Raw genomic sequence first — 19,558 nt, forward strand, 5'->3', positions numbered from 1 at the left:
AAAATGCATTGCGGAGGGCGCAACGCTGCACCCTCCGCAATTGGCGCTGATCAGTTCGTCAGGGCGAAGGTCTCGAGCTTGCCGGCATTGTCGGCATTGACGAGAACGCAATCCATCAGCTGCTTCTCTTCCTTCGGCGTCGTCTTGTTCTTGATGTAGGCGTCCGCCTGTTCCACCGCCAACTGGGCCTGCGCATAGGCGGGCTGCAGCACGGTCGCCTTGATGCCACCCGACTTGATGGAGTCGCGCACGTCGTTGGAGCCATCGAAGCCGACGACGATCACGTCCTTGCGGCCGGCTGCCTGAAGGGCTGCGATCGCGCCCATGGCCATGGTGTCGTTGCCGGAGATGACGCCCTTGATATCGGGGTTGGCCTGGAGGATGGTTTCCATCTTCGAATAGGCTTCCGTCTGGCTCCAGTTGGCCGACTGCTTGGCGACGGACTTCAGCTCCGGATAATCGTCGATGACGTCGTGATAGCCCTGTGAGCGGATGCCGGCATTGGTGTCGGACTCCTTGCCCACCAGCTCGACGTAATTGCCCTTCTCGCCCATCAGCTTGACGAATTCCTGCGCCCCGAGCTGGGCGCCCTGATAGTTGTTCGAGACGATCTGGGCGACGGCAACGCCGGTCGCATTGATTTCGCGGTCGATCAGGAAAGAGGGGATGCCGGCATCCTTCGCCTTCTTGACGGCGGCGACGGAAGCGTCCGCGCCGGCATTGTCGAGGATGATCGCCTTGGCGCCGCGCCCGATCGCCGTATCGATCATTTCCGACTGCTTGTTGGCGTCGTCGTCATGGGTCATGACGAGGGTCTCGTAGCCGAGTTCCTTCGCCTTGGCTTCGGCGCCGACGGCTTCGGCCTTGAAGAAGGGATTGTCATGTGCCGGCGTGATGATGGCGATGAGGTCGGCCGCAAAGGCCGGCATGGCAGTTCCGAGCGCCAGTGCGCCGGCAAAGGCTGCAAGTGTTAGTCTGCGCGTCAGTTTCATTTTTTCCTCCCGTTGTGAATGAAGCCCCGTTCTCCCCGGAGCGGTTGCCCCGTCTCCGGGGCGGTAGAGGGGGAGGGACTTGCCTCCCCGGGCCGGTTCAGGTGATGCGCCGGATGCTCTCGGCGATCTCCTGCGGTTCGAACACTTTCTTCCAGTCGTCGCGCATCAGCGCCGGAATGCCGAACTCGATCGCCTTGTTGCAGGCGTCCGAGAACACGCCGTCGACCTCCTTGAAGATGACCGCGCCGAGCACGTTCATATGGCCGAGCAGAAAGTCGCGGGCCGCTTGTTCAGGCACGCCGCGCGCCACGCATTCGTCCATGGCCTGGCGCATGACGACGAGCAGCGATGCGCAGACGGTTTCGGAAAGGCCGGGTTCGAGCATGGCGAGCTGGTCGACAGTAACCCGGTGCGAGCGCATGACCGGCGCCCAGATGAGCTTGGCAATTTCCTCGCCGAGTGCATAGGCGCTGTCGGGCCCCTGCATCAGCGCTGAGACGATGTGCTGCTTGGCGAACAGGCCGCCGAAATGGTCCTTCTTGGCCTGCATATCCGTCTCGTCGTTGAAGATCGGCGGATGGCAGGGATGGGTGACGAAATAGGTTAGGTCGTCGCGCTTCGGCAGGTGGCCGGCAAAGGGAGCGGCGGCATCGAGCGCAACCACCATCGTGCCGGGTGCGAGCTTGTCGACGATGCCGGCTGCGACCTTGCCGATCGCCGTATCCGGTACGGCGAGGATGACAACATCAGCGCCGTCGAGCGCGGCCTCGACAGGCAGACAATCGAGACCGAGATCGTTCTTCAAACGCGCCTTGCCCGCGTCGCTCACCTCGACATGGCGCACCTGGAAGCGTGAGCCTTTGAGATTTTTGGCAAGCCGGTATCCCATTTTGCCGCCGGCGCCGAAGAGAGCAATCTTGGTCATGTTTTCCTCACTTTTTCAGTTCTGGATAGGATCATAAGCTGGTATGATGAGTCAATCACCATATCACTACTTTAGTTGTTCAAGACCCATGTTTTTCGGCGTCGAGCCGGTCGATCGCCTCAACGTTGCCTGCCGATGGGCCGTCAGGGTCGAATTCGGATGCAAGCCAGACGTCGACGATCGATTTCGCCAGTTCCGGCCCGATGACGCGCGCCCCCATCGTGATGATCTGGGCGTTGTTCGATTTGGCCGCGCGTTCCGCCGAATAGGTATCGTGCGTCAGCGCGGCGCGGATGCCCGGCACCTTGTTTGCGGAAATGCACACACCGATGCCGGTGCCGCAGAACAGGATGCCGCGCTGATGTTCGCCGTCGACAATCGTCTGCGCGAGACGCTGGGAGAGATCGGCGTAGAAGCCGGCCTGACTGAGATCGTGAACTTCGAGATCCGCCTTGCCGGCGAGATGGGCGGCAATAACATCCAGGAGCGGTTTGCCGGCGCTGTCGGCGCCAATTGCAATCTTCATAGCAGTTTCCTTTCATCGCCCTCGGGCATGGAAATCACCTTTCGATCGCCGCGCTGACGCGGCGAAGAATGTCGAGGTAACCGTCGACGCCCCAGGCGGAGCGGCCGATGAACAGGCCGTCGATATGCGCCTCGGTGATCAGTTCCTCGCAATTTTCCGGATTGACGCTGCCGCCGTAGAGAACCGGCACCGCACGTCCAACAATGGACTTCGCCACCTCGGCGATCTTTCCGTGTCGCTCCGACGCGTAGTCGGCGGTCGCCGGCATACCCTTGGCGCCGATCGCCCAGACCGGCTCATAGGCAAGCAGGACCGGAGCCTCGGCCCCGGCGTCGACGCCCCTCAAGGCGGCCTCGACCTGCCGCCGTAAAACCGCGTCGGCCCGACCCTCCCGGCGCTCCTGCAACGTCTCGCCGATGCAGATCAGCGGCGTCAGGCCATGGCGGATCGCGGCGGAAACCTTGAGGCCGACGGTTTCGTCGGTCTCGCCGAAATGCTCGCGCCGCTCGGAATGACCGAGTTCGACGATATCGAGCTGGCAGTCCTTCAGCATCAGAGGCGAAATCTCGCCGGTCCAGGCGCCGGCGTCTTCCCAGTGCATGTTCTGGGCGCCGACCTTGACCGATGTCTCGGCCAGCACACGCTTGACCTCGCGCATCGCGGTAAAGGCGGGAATGACGAAGCGCTGCACGCGGATGTCGCGTTCGCTGTCTGCCTGGGCGAGGTGGCGCGCGAAAGCGAGCGCTTCCTCAACGGTCTTGTTCATCTTGAAACTGGTGCCGACCCAGACGACCATCAGCTTTTCCTTCCGTCGCGGATCTGCGCGAAATAGCCGTCCGTCCCGACCTGGCCGCCTTTGAGCGCAATCTGCAGGCCGTTGGTCGGCGGAAAGTCGCCATGGGCGAGGCACAGCGGCGACCCCGGCGTCTGGGGAAGCGGCAGAAGCGTCGTCAGCGCGTCGATCTTCAATTGCCGGAGTGCGTGACTGGAGGTGTCGCCGCCGGCGACGACCGCACGCGACAGCCCTTCCGCCTCGACCAACCGGCAGAGGATTGTGCCAAGCGCGCTTCCCAGCCGGTGACGCGCGCCAGGCAGCCGGTCGATATCGGCGCCGCGGTCCGCGGAGGGGCCGAGAGCCGTGTAGAGGATGACGCTCTTGCCTTCTTTCAGCTTTTGAATGCCTGCCTGTATCGCTCCATCCACGGCGCCTTCGCCATTCGAGACCAGCGTCAGCGGATCGAGCGCAATGCTTTCGAAGCCGTTCTCGACAGCGGTGCGGATTTGCCGCTCGGTCGTCGGCGAGACGCTACCCGAGACGACGGCGAGGCGGTCGACGGGGCCGACATCGGGAAATTCGCCGCTGCTCGCGCCGATCAAGCCGGCCCGCCGCCATGCGCTGAGCAGGGCATATTCGACCCCCGAGGAGCCGGCGACAAAGCTTGCCGAGCGGCTGGTGACACGCAGCATCTGCCCGCCTGCCGCGATCTGTGTTGCCTCGGAGTCGACATCGAGGAGCAGGATCCCGTCCGGGCTCGACGCTAGCGCGTCTATCCGTTGATCGGCGTCCGCCGCGGTGATCGTGACAAGATCGGCAAGCAGGACGGGGAGGGAGGTCTGCTTCGACAGGTGGACCGTAAGGTCCGCCTCGTCCATCGGCGTGACCGGGTGGCGGCTCATGACGGGATGGCGGTCGATGCGGAAGACGCGGCCCTGATAAGCGGCGAAGAGATTGCCGAAGGCGGTATAACGCTTCAATTGCGGCGCGCCGACGATAACTGGCACAATGGATTGCCCGAATATCGTGCGGCCGATTTCGATCGCCTTGCCGATATTGCCGATCTCGGGGCTGGAATCGAAAGTCGAGCAGACCTTGTAATGGCAGATGGCAGCGCCGAGCGATTTCAGCCAATCGAAAGCAGGCGCAAGGTGCTCCTCCATCCAGTCCGGCGTCTCGGAGCGGCTCGTTCCGGCAATGCCGATCGCCCGGCAGTGTTTGAAGCGAGCGAGCAATCCCGGCGTCGGAATGTCGAGGAAGAGTGCCGTCTCGACACCGTTCGAGGCGAGCGCCTCCATGACATCGGTCGAGCCGGTAAAATCATCCCCGTAATAGCTGACGAGAAGTCGATCCATATCGGTCACGCGCCTTTGCCGTCGCTGAATTTCGCAATCGAGGCGGCAAGCTCCGGATGATCTCTCGCGTAGATCTCAAGTGGTATGTCGGCGACAGCCGCCTGCCAGGCCTGCTGCACCGCCCGGACGCCGGCAGCCGGGCCGCCGGGATGGCTGACGATGCCGCCGCCGCAGAGATAGAGCAGATCGACAGTGCGGCCGGTGCGGCGATAGGTTTCCGGCGCCTGTCCGCCCCACTGGCCGGAGCCCGCGACCGGAAGCGGGCAATCGGCGGCGTCGAACAGCGGCGTGCTGACCGCCTTGAAGGATGAGACGAAGCTGTCGTCCGGCTCCCAGTATTTGACCCTGATGCCGTTGATCTGAAACTGATCGACCCCGAGCAGCCGCCAGAACTGCTGATAGACCTTGAAATCCAAGCCGGCGCCCGGATCGCGGGTCAGCACGTCCCAGCCGTTTCGATGCGCGTGCAGCACCAGGCTCGAGCGTTTGCGTAGAAAGCTCATGCCGCCGAAGCCGATCGAGTTGATGTTGACGACGGCGCAATTACCGCCGGCCGCAGCCACGATGTCGTGGTTGCGCATCATCTCGTCGGGGTCGGCATGCGAGATGCCGAAGGCATACATGACCTTTTTGCCGGTCTTCTGCTCGTGATCGAGAATGCGCGGCATGATCGCCGCGACGCGGTCCTTGAGCGGCGAGTAGGCCGGGCTCATCAGCTTCTCGTCGTCCTTGATGAAGTCGACGCCTGACGCAATCAGCTCGCCGACGAGTTCCGCCGTCTCGTGCGGCCTCAGCCCAAGCGCCGGCTTGACGATCGTTCCGATGATCGGCCGGCCTTCAACGCCGGTGAGGCGGCGGCTTCCAGGAATGCCGAACTGCGGCCCGGGATGGGCGCTCTTGAAGGCGTCGGGCAGCTTCATGTCGACGATGCGAATGCCGGTCATGCCCTTGATCGAATAAACGCCGCCGATCGCGATGGTCATCAAGGCCGAGAGATCGGTGCCGATCGCCTCCAGCGGAAAGCCGATGTCGACATCGGCGCGTCGGAGCAGCGTGCCGGCAGCGACCTCAGGCCAGGTCGGATGGCGCGCATCGTCGAGCGGCCGGATGGCCAGCACGCGGGCGGCGACACGCGCTTTCAGCTCCTCGGTTTCGCCCGGGACCGGCACGAAGGTTCCGGTCGACTGGTCGCTGGCGATCTTGTCCGCCATCGCCTCGACGCTGCCGGCCGTTTCGATGCGGTAGGTCAGGGTAATCATCATGAAACGGACGGCTGCTCCTCTCGCCAATGCAGATTGCCATGGCGTCAACTCATGATCTGGTATAATGAGTATTCCAACCAATGAAAAGCGAATTTTTTGAGTGTGCAAATTTCCAGTCGCAAGCTTTGTCCTTGGTCCGGAAAACTGTTAGGAGGAGACATTTTGAGCCAGCGAGATGTTATGACCCAGCCCCTCGAACAGATCGTCCGCCGCAAACTCTCTGACGAAGTGTTTGATCGACTTGAGCGATTGATCACCTCAGGCGAGCTTCAGCCCGGCGATGAAATGCCCTCCGAACGGGTGCTGATGGAGCGCTTTGGGGTCGGCCGGCCGGCGATCCGCGAGGCCATGCAGTCGCTTGCCAACAAGGGTCTCGTCAACATTTCGCACGGCGAGCGGGCGAAGGTTCTGAGGCTGACGGCAAAGTCGATCTTCCGCCAAGTCGATCTCACCGCCAAGATCATGCTGGCACAATCGGCTGACTCGCTGGAGCATCTGAAGAGCGCCCGCATCTTCTTCGAGCGCGGCATGGCGCGCGAGGCCGCGCAGCGCGCCTCGGCAAATGATATTGGCGACCTCAGGGAGATCATCGAGCGCCAGCGCAGGTCACTCGGGCAGCCCGAAGAATTCATCGATGCCGATATGGAGTTCCATACCCGCATCGCCCAAATCTCAGGCAACCCGATCTACGTCGCCGTCAGCGAAGCCATGCTCGCCTGGCTGAAGGAATATCATACCGAAATGCTGATCTGGACCGGCAAGGAAAAGTTCACGCTCGCCGAACACGACGAAATCGTCGGCCGCCTTGAAGCCAATGACGTGGACGGCTCGGAAATAGCGCTGCTCAAGCATCTCGAACGCTCGCGCGCGCTTTACGCGAAATAGCCTCAACTCTGTATGTGAGCGGTGCGCCGCCCACCTTCCTGCTGACGCTCAACCCTCGGCCGGCCCGGCTTCCGAACGGTAGCGTGCATTTATCCGCAGCAGCGGAACAATGCTGTGCCGGCGAGGTTGTGGATAGGCCAAGCACGCAAAGATCCCCAAGGAGGACACCACATGCGTATGAAACTCGTAGCAGCTTCGCTTCTCGCCCTCGGCATGGCCACTTCAGCCTTCGCCCAATCCAATCCGGCGCCGGCCGGTGCCACGATCGACAAGAACCAGGCCGATCAGGGTGGTGGTGCAACCAGCGACCCGAAGACTAAAAAGCCGATGGCAACCGATTCCACCATGACCAATTCGACGACCGGCGGCACGATGAAAATGGACAAGACCAAGTGCCCCAACCCGGTCAACAACTCCGCCAATCTCCAGACCCAGGGCGGCACCAGCAACGCCACACCGATGGATGAGGCCTGCGCGGCCCATAACAACTGATCGGCCTCACCACAAAAAACCCCGCTTCGGCGGGGTTATTGCGCGAGCCGACCCCCCGGCAGGCGGCATTTGCGTCAGCGATTCCATCATAACTTGACTTACTGCAAAACGCGCGATATCAATTTGGGTAATCGATAACCCAAAAGAGATCCCGTGACCGCCTCACTCAATGACATAGCCGCCCGTGCAGGTGTCTCCGTTAAGACCGTGTCAGGTGCATTGCATGGCGGCTCGGCGCGCATGTCGGAAGACACCCGCCAGCGGATCAAGGAGATCGCCGCGGAGCTCGGATATGTCACCAACTTCGCCGCACGCAGCATGCGGCAAGGCTGGATGCCACTTGTCGGCCTGGTCGCGGACGACTTGATCACCTCGCCTTTCGCGACCGAAATCATTAGGGGGCTCGATGGCGCCGTGCGCGCCGCCGACATGGCCGTCTTCGCCATGACGCTCGGCGGCCATCGCAGCGTAGCGTCGATCCTCGACGAGATGCGCCGCTTTCGCCCGCGGGCGATTGCCTATGCCGCCATGTATCACAAGAGCGTCGACCTGCCGCCCGAATTTGCCGACACGGTCGGAGTCATGATCAACTGCCGTGATGCCAACGACCGCGTGACCTCGCTGGTGCCGGATGAAACGGGGGCGGCGCTCGAGATTACCAACTATCTGATCGATGCCGGCCGGCGCAATATCGCCTTCATCAATCTGCCGGGGCTGCTCGCCGGGGACCTTCGTGAACTCGGCTTCCGACAGGCGCTCGATCATGCGGGCATCGACGGAGCCGGCGCCATCGTCTTGCCTGCCGTCAGCAAGGCGATCTACAGCGACCGGGCGCACAGCCTCGTGGCCACACATGTGCATGAGCTGATGAGCGGCGCCCGGCGCCCCGATGCCATCCTGTGCGGCAATGACCGCGTGGCCATGGAGGTCTATGCCGCGCTGCACCGGACAGGCGCGGCCATTCCCGACGATGTCGCCATTGCGAGTTTCGACAACCAGGTCGAGATCGCCTCGCGTCTCGACCCGCCGCTGACCACCATGGCGCTGCCGCACCGCGCCATGGGCCGCCAGGCGGCGCAAATCCTGCTTGCCGAAGACCGGGTCCCGGTCGGGGTGCAGAAACTGCCGTTCCAGCTGGTGGAGCGGGCATCCGTATAAATTGAGATAGGCCATCCAATTGAGGAGGAATTCTAATGGGTAAACGTTTACTTTGGTCTCTGATCCTGTCCTCGGCGTTGACCGCGCCATGGGCGCAGGCAGCCGAGAAAACCACAATCCAGGTCATGCATCAGGGCGATCCCGGCTTTGTCGCCGCCTATGGCAAGGTCGCCGAGCGGTTCGAGGCGGCCAACCCCGATGTCGACGTGCAGTTCATCTATGCGCCGCACGATGCCTATAACGAGAAGTTCAGCGCGGCCGTCATGGCCAAACAACTGCCCGACGTCATGGAACTCGATGCGCCGTTCCTCGCCAATTACGTCTGGTCGGGCTATCTTCAACCCATCAAGCCGCTGATCGACAAGGACCTCCTCGACGATATGACGGAGTCCAATATCGCCCAGGGCACATACCCGATCGACAAGGACCTCTATGCACTCGGACTGACCGACTCGTCGGTCGTCCTTTACGGCAACAAGAAATATCTCGAAGCGATCGGCGCCCGCATCCCGAAATCCGTCGACGATGCCTGGACTCGGGAAGAATTCGAAACCTATCTCGAAAAGCTTTCCAAGCTCGACGGCGTGAAGTGGCCGATCGATACCTTCCGCGGCTACGGCATCAAGACCGAATGGATCACCTATGCCTATGGCCCGATCCTGCAATCGGCCGGCTGCGATCTCATCGACCGCAAGGCTTGGAAATCCGAGGGCACGCTGGATAGCGACGCCTGCGTCGATGCTCTCGCCATGATGCAGAAATGGGTCAAGAACGGCTGGGTCGTGCCGCAGTCGGCCGGAACCAACCAGTTCTTTGCCGAAGGCAATCCGGCGGCGCTGGCGCTCGGCGGACACTGGGTCTATGCGGAGGCCGCCGCGACCATGAAGGACAACATCGTCGTGCTGCCGCTTCCAAAGTTCGGCGCCAAGGGCGCGAGCCCGAATGGCACCTGGATCTGGGCGGTCACCAAGACCTCGACACATCCCGAGATATCAGGCAAGTTCATCAGCTTCCTGCTGAAGGACAAGGAGTTCCGGACCTTCGCCGCAAGCCAGTCGGGCTATCCCGGCTTGAAGAGCTTCGCTGCCGAATCTCCGCTCTATGCCACTGGCGGCCCGATGGCGATCGCCTTCGAGCAGGCATCGAAGACGGCCGTCGCCCGCCCGCCACATCCTGCCTATCCCACAATCACCTCGGCCTTCATGCAGGCCGTCGACCAGGTGTTCAATGGCGGCGATCCCAAGGAGGCGCTGACGTCAGCCGCCAAGAAAATCGATCAGGATATCGAGGACAATGACGGCTATCCGCCATTCGGCGACGGGCAATAAGCGTGATCGCTGCCGATAGGCGAACCCCTGCGATGTCTCAGGCAGATATCGCAGGGCGCGACCGGCATCTAAAGCGCGTCGCGATCTTTCAGATTCGCTCCTCGCGCTTTAGCTCTTTGTTTTTACGCATGTCGTTTGCGGCAAAAGCGCTCAGCGCTTTGCCTGGCAAAGCCGCTGCTCACTTTTGCGCGACATGCTTTAGGCTTGGAAAGGAGGAGTTGCATGGTCATGCAACAATCGACATCTTCGACATCCGTCCGAAAGGCTCCGGCGCGCCGGCATAACAAGGGACGGCTGATGCAGGAAGCCGCCATGCTCGCGCCGGCCATGATCCTGTTGACCCTCTTTCTGATCCTGCCGTTCCTCTTGTCATTCTGGACGGCAATGACCAACCAGCCTCTGGTGCCGCGGCCGACGCCCGTCCGGTTCGTCTGGTTCAACAATTTCATCCGCATCTTCCAGGACTATCTTTTCTGGACCGCCCTTTGGAACGTCGCGCGCTTCACCTTCTGGATCATTCCAGCGCAGTGCGGCCTCGCTTTCGCGACGGCGCTGCTGCTTCATCAAAAGCTGCCGTTCCGCAATCTGCTGCGCGGCATGTTCTTCCTGCCGGCGATCACCTCGATGGTCGTGGTCTGCGTCATCTGGGGCACCCTGTTCCAATATCCCACGGGGCCGTTCAACCAAATCCTCGGCTTTCTCTCAGGCGGAGCGATCCAGCCGATCGATTGGCTCGGCGATCCGCAATGGGCGATGTTCTCGCTCGTCCTGCTCTCGGCCTGGCAGGCCTACGGCTTCCAGATGATCGTCTATCTCGCCGGCCTCCAGGGCATTCCGGACGAACTCTACGATGCCGCCAAGATCGACGGTGCGAACGCTTTCCGGCGCTTCTGGCATGTGACCATGCCCGGCCTGCGGCCGACCCATGTCTTTGTCCTGGTGATCACCACCATCCAGGCGTTCAAGCTCTATACCCAGGTCGCCATCCTCACGCAGGGCGGACCGAAAAGCAGCACCGAAACGGTGGTGCACTACATGGTCCGCGCCGGCTTCGAAGAGCAGAAGATGGGCTACGCATCCGCCGTTTCGGTCATATTGTTCGTGATCGTTCTCGTCATCGCGCTGATCCAGCGCCAGCTGCTGAGGCGCTTCGATGTCTGATATCGCACTCTCGATCCCGCAGGCCCGCACAGCGCGGCCCCGTTCCGCCGTAAAGGTTCTTCGTATCATCCAGACGACGTGCATTTTCATCATCGCATTGGTGATCGTCTCTCCATTGCTGCTCCTGGTCGTGGCAAGCCTCAAGGATGACCGGTTCCAAATTCTGGCCGATATGGGCAGCTTCCGGGCCTTCTGGGTTTCGAACCCCACGCTTAACAACTATGCCGAGGTCGGCCACCTCTCGGGTGAACTCGCCTTCGGACGCTACCTCATCAACTCGCTGATCATTCTGGTCACGACGGTCTGTTCCGGCCTGATTGTCAATTCGATGGCGGCGTTTGTCCTGGCCTGGGGATCGCTCAGGGGCCGCGCCGTCATCCTGTCGATCGTGATCGCACTCTATGTGATCCCGCAGGAAAGCATCATCATGCCGCTCGTTATCATGGTCTCGCGGGCGGGAATGTCCGATACCTTCGCGGTGCAGATCGTGCCGTGGATCGCCAGCCCCCTCTATATCTTCCTGCTCTACCAGTTCTTCGCGCAACTGCCGAAGGAATTGCTGGAAGCCGCCGAGATGGATGGCGCATCTTTTTTCCGGGCCTATCGTTCCATCTTCCTGCCGCTCAGCCTGCCTGCACTCGCCACCGTGTCGATCCTCATGGGTATCGAGACCTGGAACCAGTATCTCTGGCCGATCTTGGTGACGCAGACGGACTATGCCCGGCCGATCGCCGTCGCCATCGCGACCTTCTTCGGGCAGGACAGCATCTACTGGGATCGTGCGATGGCAGCCTCCGTTTTAATGATGATCCCGATCCTGGGGCTCTACCTCGCATTCCAGCGCTGGTTCGTGAGTTCCTTTATCGGCTCTGCCGTGAAAGGTTGAATTGATGACAAGCCAAGCGACTTCTCCGTCCGATGAAGCGGAGCTGGAGACGATCAGCGCCTTCCTGCCCGCAGGGTCCACGATTCATGCCTGGATCAGGGCGTCGCATGGCGACGCTCCGGGAAGGTTGACGGCACATGTCGATGGGAATCCGGCCTGTGCTGTCGAAACTTCAAATCCGCATGAGTTTGAGTTTCGGCTGCTAACGCTGGAAAGAGGCGGAGAGGCTGCTTTCTCCTACGATCCCATGACGACCGACGTCTCGGTCCTCTATGCCTTCCTTCAGCCCCACGTTCTCGAAGAAGGCGTCCGGCTGCTGCATATCAGCCCTGCCAATGCCACACCCGAGGTCCCCGGCAGCTATCACTTCCGCCCGCCTTTCGGCTGGATGAACGATCCCAACGGGTTTGGAAGGTTCGGCGGCAAGCTGCACCTCTTCTACCAGCACTATCCCCACAGCCTTCGGTGGAACAACATGCATTGGGGTCATGCGGTCTCGGAGGACTATCTTCGCTGGAAGCATCTGCCGATCTTTCTTTTCCCTTCGGATGAACTCGCTGCGCGGGCCGACGGGCGGGGCGGGGCATTTTCCGGCTCCGCGATCGCTCTTCCCGGCGATGAAGCCGGCCTTCGCATTTTCTTCACCGAGCATATGAAGGATCGGGAACCGGAGGAACAGGTTCAGTTCACGGCCACCAGCCGCGATCTTGTCAATGTCGAGCCGGCGAGCCTGATCCTGCCGGCGCGTCCCGCCGGGCTCGGTCTGACGACCGACTTCCGCGATCCCTATGTCTTCCTCGGGCCCGACGGCCAATGGAAGATGTTGCTCGGCACGCGAGACCGCGAGGGCGGCGTTATCCTGCTCTACCAAACCGATGACCCGGCTGCGGCGACGGGATGGAACTTCCTCGGCATGCTTCACCGTGAGAACCGCTTCGGGATGACGGCGGCGGAGTGCCCCTGCATGGTGCCGCTCGATGGTCCCGCCAATGATCCGACGACGCGCTGGGCCCTGATCTTCGGTCTGCTCACCAGCCGCGACCCGGCAACGGGCCGGCGCAACATGACGCTTGCGACTGTCGGCCGTTTCGATGGCCAACGGTTCTCAATGGAATTCGAACAGGAACTGGACTTCGGCACCGACGCCTACGCGTTCCAGGCCTTCGTCGACGAGGGCGACCCGATCGGCATCGCGTGGCTTGCGAACTGGACGGATATTTCCAGAGAGATCGACATGCCGACGGCGATGACCCTGCCGCGCCGGCTGGCATTGCAAAGTGGGGCGCTGATCACGCCGCCGGTGTCAGGTGTCGAAAGCCTGCGGCAACGGCGACTGGATGCCGGAGGTTTTCTCGATGGCCGGACCGTCGATCTTGCCAACGGCTCCGTCGAAATCCTTCTCACTCTCAGGCAAGCCGGCAATGCGTTCCGCCTCGATCTCGAACATTCCGAGGCGACGGTCGCGGTTCAGTTGGATGAGGCCGGGCTGAGCATTCCCTTCTCGGTGGCGAATGCCAAGGCATCGCCCCGCTATATCGCCGCCGGCGCAGGCCCATCGACCATCCGGATCTTCCTCGATGCAGGCTCGATCGAGGTCTTCGCCGACGATGGCCGCTGGACGGGAACCAAGCGGCTGCCCGGCGTCAAGGGGGTAAGTGCTGCGCGTCTGACCGCATCCGAGGGAAATATAATCGCCGCTGAAATCTGGCAGCTCGGTCTTTAATCGCTGGAGGATAAAACGACATGGCATCGGTTACGATAGACGAAGCCCGCAAGCATTATGGCGCCGTTCCGGTGATCCACGGCGTCTCCGTCGATATCGAGGACGGCGAATTCGTCACGCTCGTCGGTCCCTCTGGCTGCGGCAAGTCTACCCTGCTCAGAATGCTAGCAGGGCTGGAGGAGATCAGCGACGGCGAAATCCGCATCGGCGGCCGGGTCGTGAACGACGTGGCGCCGAAAGAGCGGGATATTGCTATGGTGTTCCAGAGCTACGCGCTCTACCCGCACATGACCGTCGCGGAGAATATGGGCTTCGCTCTGAAGCTCCAGGGCCAGAACAAGTCGACGATCGAAAAGCAGGTGAAGGAGGCGGCTGACATCCTGGCGCTCGGACCTCTCCTCGACAGATTGCCCAAACAGCTGTCGGGCGGCCAGCGCCAGCGCGTCGCCATGGGCCGCGCGATCGTCCGTCACCCGCAGGTCTTTCTCTTCGACGAGCCGCTCTCGAACCTCGACGCCAAGCTGCGTGTGACGATGCGGGCGGAAATCAAGGAGCTTCACCAGCGACTGAAGACCACCACCGTCTATGTCACCCATGATCAAGTCGAAGCCATGACCATGGCCGACAAAATCGTCGTGATGCGCAGCGGCCGCGTGGAGCAGATCGGCAAGCCGCTCGAGCTCTTCGACCGTCCGGCAAACACCTTCGTCGCCTCTTTCATCGGCTCGCCCGCGATGAACCTGTTCGAAGGTGAAGTCAGGAACGGCAGCTTCGTTTTGGGCGGAACCAGCCTGCCTCTGCCGCCCGGCCGGCAAGAGGCGGACGCCGTCACCTATGGCATCCGCCCGGAGCATATGGCGATCCGCGAGGACGGCGTGCCGGCCACCATCGTCGTCGTCGAGCCGACCGGATCGGAAACCCACATCAACGCTAGGCTTGGAAGTGCCGATATCACGCTGCTTCTGCGTGAACGGGTCGACTTCAAGCCGGGACAACAAATCTCGATCGCCCCTGACCTGTCGAAGGTGCATTTGTTTGGAACAGGCGGCAATCGCCTAAATTAAGATGAATGCCCTGTGGGTCGCTTTGGGCGGCGTGCCGATTGTGAGTGTCGCAGAGGTCCCTCGCAAAATGCCCAACTTTTGCGAGGGACTTCTTCCATAGATCGTTCGGGAAGATCAAAGCGGGTGGCTCCGCAGGATTTGTGCAGCAACGGGCTCCGTGATTACGCTGGAGACTTGCGGTCCCTCACGCCGTTTATGGATGGCCCTTCTGAAAATCTGAGGTTTCTGATGTCTCAACCGACAGATTGGGGCCGAGAGCGCCCAGGAAACTCGCGGCATGGAAAATGGCAGCCGGCGGCTTTGCGCCGGTATCGCGGATATCACCGGACAAGATACGCTGGACCGCTTCGCAGATGATCGGCGCCGTGACGGCATAGATGTCCTGTCCCTGGGCGAGAATCCGGCGGCGCAGGTCGCCTTGCGTGACGATCACCTCAACGGCGAAGCGCTGCGCCGAACGTCCGGTTTCATCGATGGCCTGGGGCGGGGGCGTCGATGGATCCCGAACATCCCGCAGGGCTGTCGTGCTGAGAAAGGTGTGCAACTCCTTCGTCCGGACGTGGCGGGCGATCAGCGGCACTTCCGAAAATGGAAGCTCGACGAATGTCTGCTGGCCGAACGGGGCCGGTAAAACGGATACCTTCTCGGCCGGCGGCTGATGCACGGGTCCAAGCTGCCCGCCGCTGACGGCCAGGCGCTGCGCGGTGTTCTTCTCCCCGGTCACGCGCGTGCCTTTCGTGGGCAGCCAGCTGTCGAGCGCAACCCGGATTTCGACAGTGTCGGCATGCAGCCATTCGTCCATCAGGGCTGCCACCAGCAGGTCTGCCAATCCGCCGTAAAATCCCATGGCCGGGATGACGGCTACGCCCGCTTCCCGGGCCGCAACCTCATGCCGGTCGAATGTGGCCTGTACGCTCGGCTGTTCAGCCGTTACGTCGAGATAATGGATGCCGGCCCGGAGCGCGGCACGCACGACCGCGTCGGCCGTGTCCATGAACGGGCCGGCGCAGTTGATGACCGCCGCCGCTCCTGCGAACGCGCTGTCCAGCGCCTCGTCATCCTCTATCGCTGCTTCGCGGCATTCGACGCCGCGTTCCGGAAAGCCCGCCTCTGCCAATCGTCTGGCACTCCGTCCGATCGCAATCGGCGTCAGCCCGCGCCGCAACAGTTCGGCGACGACAAACCGGCCGGTATGGCCGTTCGCTCCAAGGACTGCCACCACGGCGTGGAGTGTTCCAGTGTTGTCGGTTTGATGAATGGTCATTGCTCTCTCCTGCGCTACCGACCTGTCTGTAGCTATAAAACATACAGGTCTGTAGCGTGTCAATCCGCTTTCTGCTAGTGTGGCTGAATTGGAGATGAGCGAATGACGAAAAACACAGCGAACGCCCCGGCCGTGAATGAGGTACGGGATAGAATTCTCGAGACTGCATCGGAACTCTTCTACCGGCGCGGTGTACGCGCCGTGGGCGTCGATCTGGTGGTGGAAAAATCAGGTGTCGCCAAAACCAGCCTTTACCGCCATTTCGGCACAAAGGACGATTTGATCGCGGCCTTCCTGAAGCGCGAGGACCTGGATTTCTGGAACACCTGGGATAGGGTAACCGAGCGGCATGCGGATGACGCCTTAGCCGAACTCGACGCCCATTTCGAGTGGATCGGCGAAAGGGTCGGGCGGGATAATTACCGGGGCTGCCCGCAGATCAACACGGCGGCCGAGTTCCCGGAAGCCGGTCACCCCGCCCGCAAAGTCGCCGAAGCCCATATGCATGAAATGCGGCGGCGCTTGATGGCCATCGCCGGGAGACTGGCGGTTGCTGCACCCGACCGGCTTGCCGGGCAACTCGCGGTGCTGATCAACGGCGCTTTTGTCAGCATGCAGGTCTTCGAACCCGGCGAGGCGACGGGTTTGCTCCGCGATGCCGCGCACGCCCTGATCGCCGCTGGCCGCAATTGATTCACTGGAGGCACATTTCCCAGAATTGGGAAATGGGTCAATAGGAACTGGCCACGCATCGGGATCGAGAGTTCCCGACATTCGTCGACGTGCGGCACAGCCAAAATTTGTACCGCAACATCTACTGTCGGCGCTTTTGGCCGCCGGTTCGGATCCCTTCAAGGCGATCAAGCGGGGCCAACTTCGTCAAAGACGCGACGAACCCTCGCATGAGCCGGGCTACAAGGTGCGCGTTCACCCGAATGACCGCAACAACAGATTAAGAGAGACGGCAACCTTGTCGATGTCGCGAATATCCCGCGAATATTGACCGGTGTAGAGTTTGACAATCATGCTGTCGCGAGCAGCGCCGCTGAGTTCGAAATACAGGTGCAGGTAATAGGCTTGCTTTGTCGCCGCTGCGACTTACGCTCCTTCGTCGCTGAGTGACCTGTCCGAGCTCCGCTTTGAACGGGGCGAAGCCGGGGAGTTTCTCCCGCTTTGACCAATATGGTCAAGCCATCTCCGGCGCGGCGACTGACGTATGGGTGATGATGGAGTGGGAAATCACTGCGCCGCGCCTGACAGTGCTGCCATCTCATTCAGTCAGAAACAGCATAATTCCACGCGATCTTTTTTCTAGAGCATGATGCCGAAAAGTGTGAGCGGTTTTCTCATGACATCATGCTCTAACTCTTTAATCTAGAACAGGATTCAGATTTTAGGCTGGGTCGGTCTAAAATCATCCGGTTCTAATGCGGTCGAACCCTTTTGGTCGCGATCAGCATGACGAGATCTTCGGAGGCATCTGCGAGCTCCAATGCCAATTCCGCAGCCGACCATCCACGTTTCTGCAAAGTGACGAGCATTTCCACCATCGCGACTTCGACCTCTCGTCTGCAGCTCGAAATCGGCTTCAATTCGATATGTTTCTCATCACATGCGGTGGTCATCTTAGCCTCCGATCTGCCATAGAAATGGGCAGCGTTACAAAATTCGCCAATGGGTGGATATGGTAAGGGTTGCGTGCAAGCCTCGGCCTCATTACGCATCGACACAGACGGCCTCGGCCTGCGCGCAACCCCTTCGCGTCCTTATTTGCCGATTTCCGGCATCAGGAGCGTCTCGCACGAAGGTGAGCAGAGGAAACCCGCACTATTGGCGATAGGAATTTTTCCCGGCGCCTGAGGGTTATGCGGAGAAGAATTCCTGTCGTAAGCCGATGCTCGCGCAAAGCGCGCACGAATATTGCCCCGATAGTTCACGACCTATCCTCCTCTGCTTGCATATTTTGTTGTGAATTAGTGTCGTTTCACGTTGAGAGTGCTTTGAAACTGCATTGCACTGGCAAGTGAGTATTTGGGCTTTCCGAACGTCCTTCGGAACTAACCCTTGCTCATTTAGATACAGGAACAGGACGCAATTGTCGTTATCGCCGCATCCCGAAAATTATCGGTCCGTCCATTTCTGCTCGTAAAGGAATATGATAAGTAGCTTATGCACGTAGGACTTCAGTCGATTCGGTTTTGTCGGATGGGCTGCGCGGACGTTTCAGCCGCGAAAACGATTTTTTGCCTCAGTTTCAACAGCCCGGATCGGCTTATGCGCTGGAGGAATTGGATGGTTACGGAGTCTGGAGATGACCCCGCTGCTGGACAGGAATGGCCGGCCCACCTCGAGCGGCGGCGCTGGCCGCGCGAACCGTCCTCGCAGAAAGAACATCGGGTGGACGTTCCGCCTGCATTGGTGCCCTTGCGATTTTCGACGCGAGACCTGCCGCCGAAAGAACAATTCCAGTCCTGGCGATCACATATGGCGCCGCTTATGGATGTTCATCTGCCGGACGGACAACCAGAGGACGACGGTTTTCTCGCGGAACAGACCGGCTGGCATCTCGGCGATATCCTCATCGTCCAGCAGCGGACGCAGGCATGCAGCTATGTTCGCGATCAGGCCATGCTGCGATCGAGCCCAATCGATCACTGGAACGTCGGCGTACTTCGCAGCGGCCGGGCCTGGACCGAGGCCAATCGGCATGTAACGGAGACCGGCCCGGGTGAGATATTTTTCAGGTCTCTTGGTTACCCATACCGCGGGCGGATGACCGATTCAGCCGCTGTGCTCGTCTTCTTGCCCTATGAACTGTTGACCCGTGATACGCCTCTTCTGCAGAGCGCCAACAACATCGCCCCCTCCGGTAGCCTCGCCGAATTGCTCGTCAGCTATATCAACGGCCTGGAGGCGAACCTGGGCAATTTGACGGTGGAGGAGGTGCCGCGGATCATACGGACGATCGGCGATATGGTCGTTGCATGCGCTGCATCGTCCGCAAGTTTGGATCGCGGTCAGGAACAGAACAATATGGGCCTGATGGAGCGGGCGCATCGCTATATTCACCTCAATCTTCTTTCAGATAGCTTGACGCCTGACGTCATGTGCCGTGCGCTGGGCATCTCGCGGACGCGGCTCTACCAATTGTTCGAAACGAGCGGGGGCGTCTTCAACTACATTCGCAAACGTCGATTGCTGCAGGCATATGCGGATCTTACCAACCCGACCGACAACAGGCCGATCTCGGAGATTGCCCAGGCCGCCGGCTTCGACGTTGCAGCCAATTTCACGCGCGCGTTCAGCCATGAATTCGGGCTCAGCCCGCGTGAAGTGAGAAAGACCATAGCAACTGAGCGCCCCGCCATCCCCACAACACGTTCCATGCAACGTTTTGGGACAACGATCGGCGATTGGCTAACGCTCGCACGTTGATGCGGTGGGCTAAGCTTTCCTCAACTCAGTCTGAGATCCACCCGAGGATTCACCTCGGTCAGATGATTTTCGATATCGCACGGCAGATCGAATATTGCTCCAGTTTCACGCGCCTGGAGTCGGGCGATGTCATTGTCAGCGGCACGCCAGGCGGCATTGGCTCGTAGGGAGGCAGCCGAATGAACTGGCATTCACAGTCTCAAAGCTGAAGCCGAAGAGGCAATTCCCTCACCCGCCCGCTCCTCCCTTGCAACCCGGCCCAGCCGGTCGGATCGGGGGCTGATCAACAGTGCCAGTGTCGCATCTCTAACTGGCTGGCGGCGTCGC

19 protein-coding genes and 2 pseudogenes are annotated in these 19,558 nt (G+C 60.9%); 12 read left to right on the forward strand and 9 right to left on the reverse strand.

From position 1 onward, the window contains the following. Positions 1-50: 50 nt before the first annotated feature. From HJB82_RS00465 to oiaX, 6 genes are all read right to left on the reverse strand, one after another. Positions 51-992 carry a D-ribose ABC transporter substrate-binding protein gene (locus tag HJB82_RS00465; RefSeq protein ID WP_221116846.1) on the reverse strand — a complete coding sequence of 314 codons (942 nt, stop codon included), beginning with the start codon at positions 990-992 and terminating at the stop codon, positions 51-53. Positions 993-1,089: 97 nt separating this feature from the next. Further along, complete coding sequence (locus tag HJB82_RS00470; RefSeq protein WP_221116845.1) at positions 1,090-1,917, reverse strand: phosphogluconate dehydrogenase C-terminal domain-containing protein; 828 nt, start codon at positions 1,915-1,917, stop codon at positions 1,090-1,092. A 79-nt stretch (positions 1,918-1,996) separates the two neighbouring features. After that, positions 1,997-2,443 (reverse strand): RpiB/LacA/LacB family sugar-phosphate isomerase, encoded by a 447-nt coding sequence (locus HJB82_RS00475; protein ID WP_207585093.1) that lies wholly within the window; start codon positions 2,441-2,443, stop codon positions 1,997-1,999. Between the two features lie 34 nt (positions 2,444-2,477). Next, positions 2,478-3,239, reverse strand: a complete 762-nt coding sequence (locus HJB82_RS00480; RefSeq protein WP_221139401.1) for a triose-phosphate isomerase — start codon at positions 3,237-3,239, stop codon at positions 2,478-2,480. Beyond that, a complete protein-coding gene (locus HJB82_RS00485) occupies positions 3,239-4,573 on the reverse strand; it encodes a four-carbon acid sugar kinase family protein (protein WP_221139566.1) in 1,335 nt (444 codons plus the stop codon). The genes HJB82_RS00480 and HJB82_RS00485 overlap by 1 nt, the downstream gene beginning before the upstream one ends. A 5-nt stretch (positions 4,574-4,578) precedes the next feature. Next, entirely contained in the window at positions 4,579-5,835 is a 1,257-nt protein-coding gene (gene oiaX, locus HJB82_RS00490; protein ID WP_207585091.1) for a 3-oxo-isoapionate-4-phosphate decarboxylase OiaX, read from the reverse strand. A gap of 180 nt (positions 5,836-6,015) precedes the next feature. On the opposite strand from oiaX, the gene HJB82_RS00495 reads away from it, so the two are divergent. From HJB82_RS00495 to HJB82_RS00535, 9 genes are all read left to right on the forward strand, one after another. Further along, the gene (locus HJB82_RS00495) at positions 6,016-6,720 is read left to right on the forward strand and encodes a transcriptional regulator NanR (RefSeq protein WP_207585090.1); all 705 of its coding nucleotides are present in this window, start codon (positions 6,016-6,018) and stop codon (positions 6,718-6,720) included. Positions 6,721-6,891: 171 nt separating this feature from the next. Further along, the gene (locus HJB82_RS00500; protein ID WP_207585089.1) at positions 6,892-7,212 is read left to right on the forward strand and encodes a hypothetical protein; all 321 of its coding nucleotides are present in this window, start codon (positions 6,892-6,894) and stop codon (positions 7,210-7,212) included. A 153-nt stretch (positions 7,213-7,365) separates the two neighbouring features. Beyond that, on the forward strand, positions 7,366-8,370 hold the full coding sequence (locus HJB82_RS00505) for a LacI family DNA-binding transcriptional regulator (protein ID WP_221116840.1): 1,005 nt from the start codon (positions 7,366-7,368) through the stop codon (positions 8,368-8,370). A 35-nt stretch (positions 8,371-8,405) separates the two neighbouring features. Beyond that, positions 8,406-9,698, forward strand: a complete 1,293-nt coding sequence (locus tag HJB82_RS00510) for a sugar ABC transporter substrate-binding protein (protein WP_207585087.1) — start codon at positions 8,406-8,408, stop codon at positions 9,696-9,698. 32 nt (positions 9,699-9,730) lie between these two features. Then, complete coding sequence (locus HJB82_RS00515) at positions 9,731-9,982, forward strand: hypothetical protein (RefSeq protein WP_207585207.1); 252 nt, start codon at positions 9,731-9,733, stop codon at positions 9,980-9,982. Beyond that, entirely contained in the window at positions 9,921-10,859 is a 939-nt protein-coding gene (locus tag HJB82_RS00520; RefSeq protein ID WP_221139402.1) for a carbohydrate ABC transporter permease, read from the forward strand. Before HJB82_RS00515 ends, HJB82_RS00520 begins: the two co-directional genes overlap by 62 nt. Continuing rightward, the gene (locus HJB82_RS00525; RefSeq protein ID WP_207585085.1) at positions 10,852-11,745 is read left to right on the forward strand and encodes a carbohydrate ABC transporter permease; all 894 of its coding nucleotides are present in this window, start codon (positions 10,852-10,854) and stop codon (positions 11,743-11,745) included. Before HJB82_RS00520 ends, HJB82_RS00525 begins: the two co-directional genes overlap by 8 nt. 4 nt (positions 11,746-11,749) lie before the next feature. Beyond that, positions 11,750-13,468, forward strand: a complete 1,719-nt coding sequence (locus HJB82_RS00530; protein ID WP_221139403.1) for a GH32 C-terminal domain-containing protein — start codon at positions 11,750-11,752, stop codon at positions 13,466-13,468. Between the two features lie 20 nt (positions 13,469-13,488). After that, complete coding sequence (locus HJB82_RS00535) at positions 13,489-14,532, forward strand: ABC transporter ATP-binding protein (protein ID WP_207585083.1); 1,044 nt, start codon at positions 13,489-13,491, stop codon at positions 14,530-14,532. A gap of 193 nt (positions 14,533-14,725) precedes the next feature. Here HJB82_RS00535 and HJB82_RS00540 read toward each other — a convergent pair whose 3' ends face one another. Further along, complete coding sequence (locus tag HJB82_RS00540; RefSeq protein ID WP_207585082.1) at positions 14,726-15,796, reverse strand: trans-acting enoyl reductase family protein; 1,071 nt, start codon at positions 15,794-15,796, stop codon at positions 14,726-14,728. 102 nt (positions 15,797-15,898) lie between these two features. Here HJB82_RS00540 and HJB82_RS00545 point away from each other — a divergent pair, with 102 nt between their 5' ends. Beyond that, positions 15,899-16,489 (forward strand): TetR/AcrR family transcriptional regulator, encoded by a 591-nt coding sequence (locus tag HJB82_RS00545; protein WP_221116838.1) that lies wholly within the window; start codon positions 15,899-15,901, stop codon positions 16,487-16,489. A 234-nt stretch (positions 16,490-16,723) separates the two neighbouring features. Here HJB82_RS00545 and HJB82_RS31445 read toward each other — a convergent pair. Both HJB82_RS31445 and HJB82_RS00550 read right to left on the reverse strand, forming a co-directional pair. Further along, positions 16,724-16,961, reverse strand: a pseudogene (locus HJB82_RS31445) (Curdlan synthase); the annotation flags it as partial. Between the two features lie 259 nt (positions 16,962-17,220). Further along, the gene (locus HJB82_RS00550; protein ID WP_207585080.1) at positions 17,221-17,421 is read right to left on the reverse strand and encodes a hypothetical protein; all 201 of its coding nucleotides are present in this window, start codon (positions 17,419-17,421) and stop codon (positions 17,221-17,223) included. 667 nt (positions 17,422-18,088) lie between these two features. On the opposite strand from HJB82_RS00550, the gene HJB82_RS00555 reads away from it, so the two are divergent. Further along, a complete protein-coding gene (locus HJB82_RS00555; RefSeq protein WP_221139404.1) occupies positions 18,089-19,231 on the forward strand; it encodes an AraC family transcriptional regulator in 1,143 nt (380 codons plus the stop codon). Beyond that, positions 19,231-19,395 (forward strand): annotated as a pseudogene (locus tag HJB82_RS00560) (fumarylacetoacetate hydrolase family protein); the annotation flags it as partial. The gene HJB82_RS00555 and the pseudogene HJB82_RS00560, both read left to right, overlap by 1 nt. Positions 19,396-19,558 lie beyond the last annotated feature (163 nt).

This window comes from Rhizobium sp. NZLR10, from assembly GCF_019685125.1.
In the GTDB taxonomy this organism is placed as follows: Bacteria; Pseudomonadota; Alphaproteobacteria; order Rhizobiales; family Rhizobiaceae; genus Rhizobium.

Coding starts and splice junctions, on each gene's coding strand:
- HJB82_RS00475 (WP_207585093.1), bottom strand. CDS start 2,443: ATGAAGATTGCAATTGGCGCCGACAGCGCCGGCAAACCGCTCCTGGAT.
- HJB82_RS00545 (WP_221116838.1), top strand. CDS start 15,899: ATGACGAAAAACACAGCGAACGCCCCGGCCGTGAATGAGGTACGGGAT.
- HJB82_RS00495 (WP_207585090.1), top strand. CDS start 6,016: ATGACCCAGCCCCTCGAACAGATCGTCCGCCGCAAACTCTCTGACGAA.
- HJB82_RS00520 (WP_221139402.1), top strand. CDS start 9,921: ATGGTCATGCAACAATCGACATCTTCGACATCCGTCCGAAAGGCTCCG.
- HJB82_RS00530 (WP_221139403.1), top strand. CDS start 11,750: ATGACAAGCCAAGCGACTTCTCCGTCCGATGAAGCGGAGCTGGAGACG.
- HJB82_RS00485 (WP_221139566.1), bottom strand. CDS start 4,573: ATGGATCGACTTCTCGTCAGCTATTACGGGGATGATTTTACCGGCTCG.
- HJB82_RS00515 (WP_207585207.1), top strand. CDS start 9,731: ATGTCTCAGGCAGATATCGCAGGGCGCGACCGGCATCTAAAGCGCGTC.
- HJB82_RS00500 (WP_207585089.1), top strand. CDS start 6,892: ATGCGTATGAAACTCGTAGCAGCTTCGCTTCTCGCCCTCGGCATGGCC.
- HJB82_RS00510 (WP_207585087.1), top strand. CDS start 8,406: ATGGGTAAACGTTTACTTTGGTCTCTGATCCTGTCCTCGGCGTTGACC.
- oiaX (WP_207585091.1), bottom strand. CDS start 5,835: ATGATGATTACCCTGACCTACCGCATCGAAACGGCCGGCAGCGTCGAG.
- HJB82_RS00525 (WP_207585085.1), top strand. CDS start 10,852: ATGTCTGATATCGCACTCTCGATCCCGCAGGCCCGCACAGCGCGGCCC.
- HJB82_RS00540 (WP_207585082.1), bottom strand. CDS start 15,796: ATGACCATTCATCAAACCGACAACACTGGAACACTCCACGCCGTGGTG.
- HJB82_RS00550 (WP_207585080.1), bottom strand. CDS start 17,421: ATGACCACCGCATGTGATGAGAAACATATCGAATTGAAGCCGATTTCG.
- HJB82_RS00470 (WP_221116845.1), bottom strand. CDS start 1,917: ATGACCAAGATTGCTCTCTTCGGCGCCGGCGGCAAAATGGGATACCGG.
- HJB82_RS00535 (WP_207585083.1), top strand. CDS start 13,489: ATGGCATCGGTTACGATAGACGAAGCCCGCAAGCATTATGGCGCCGTT.
- HJB82_RS00555 (WP_221139404.1), top strand. CDS start 18,089: ATGGTTACGGAGTCTGGAGATGACCCCGCTGCTGGACAGGAATGGCCG.
- HJB82_RS00480 (WP_221139401.1), bottom strand. CDS start 3,239: ATGGTCGTCTGGGTCGGCACCAGTTTCAAGATGAACAAGACCGTTGAG.
- HJB82_RS00465 (WP_221116846.1), bottom strand. CDS start 992: ATGAAACTGACGCGCAGACTAACACTTGCAGCCTTTGCCGGCGCACTG.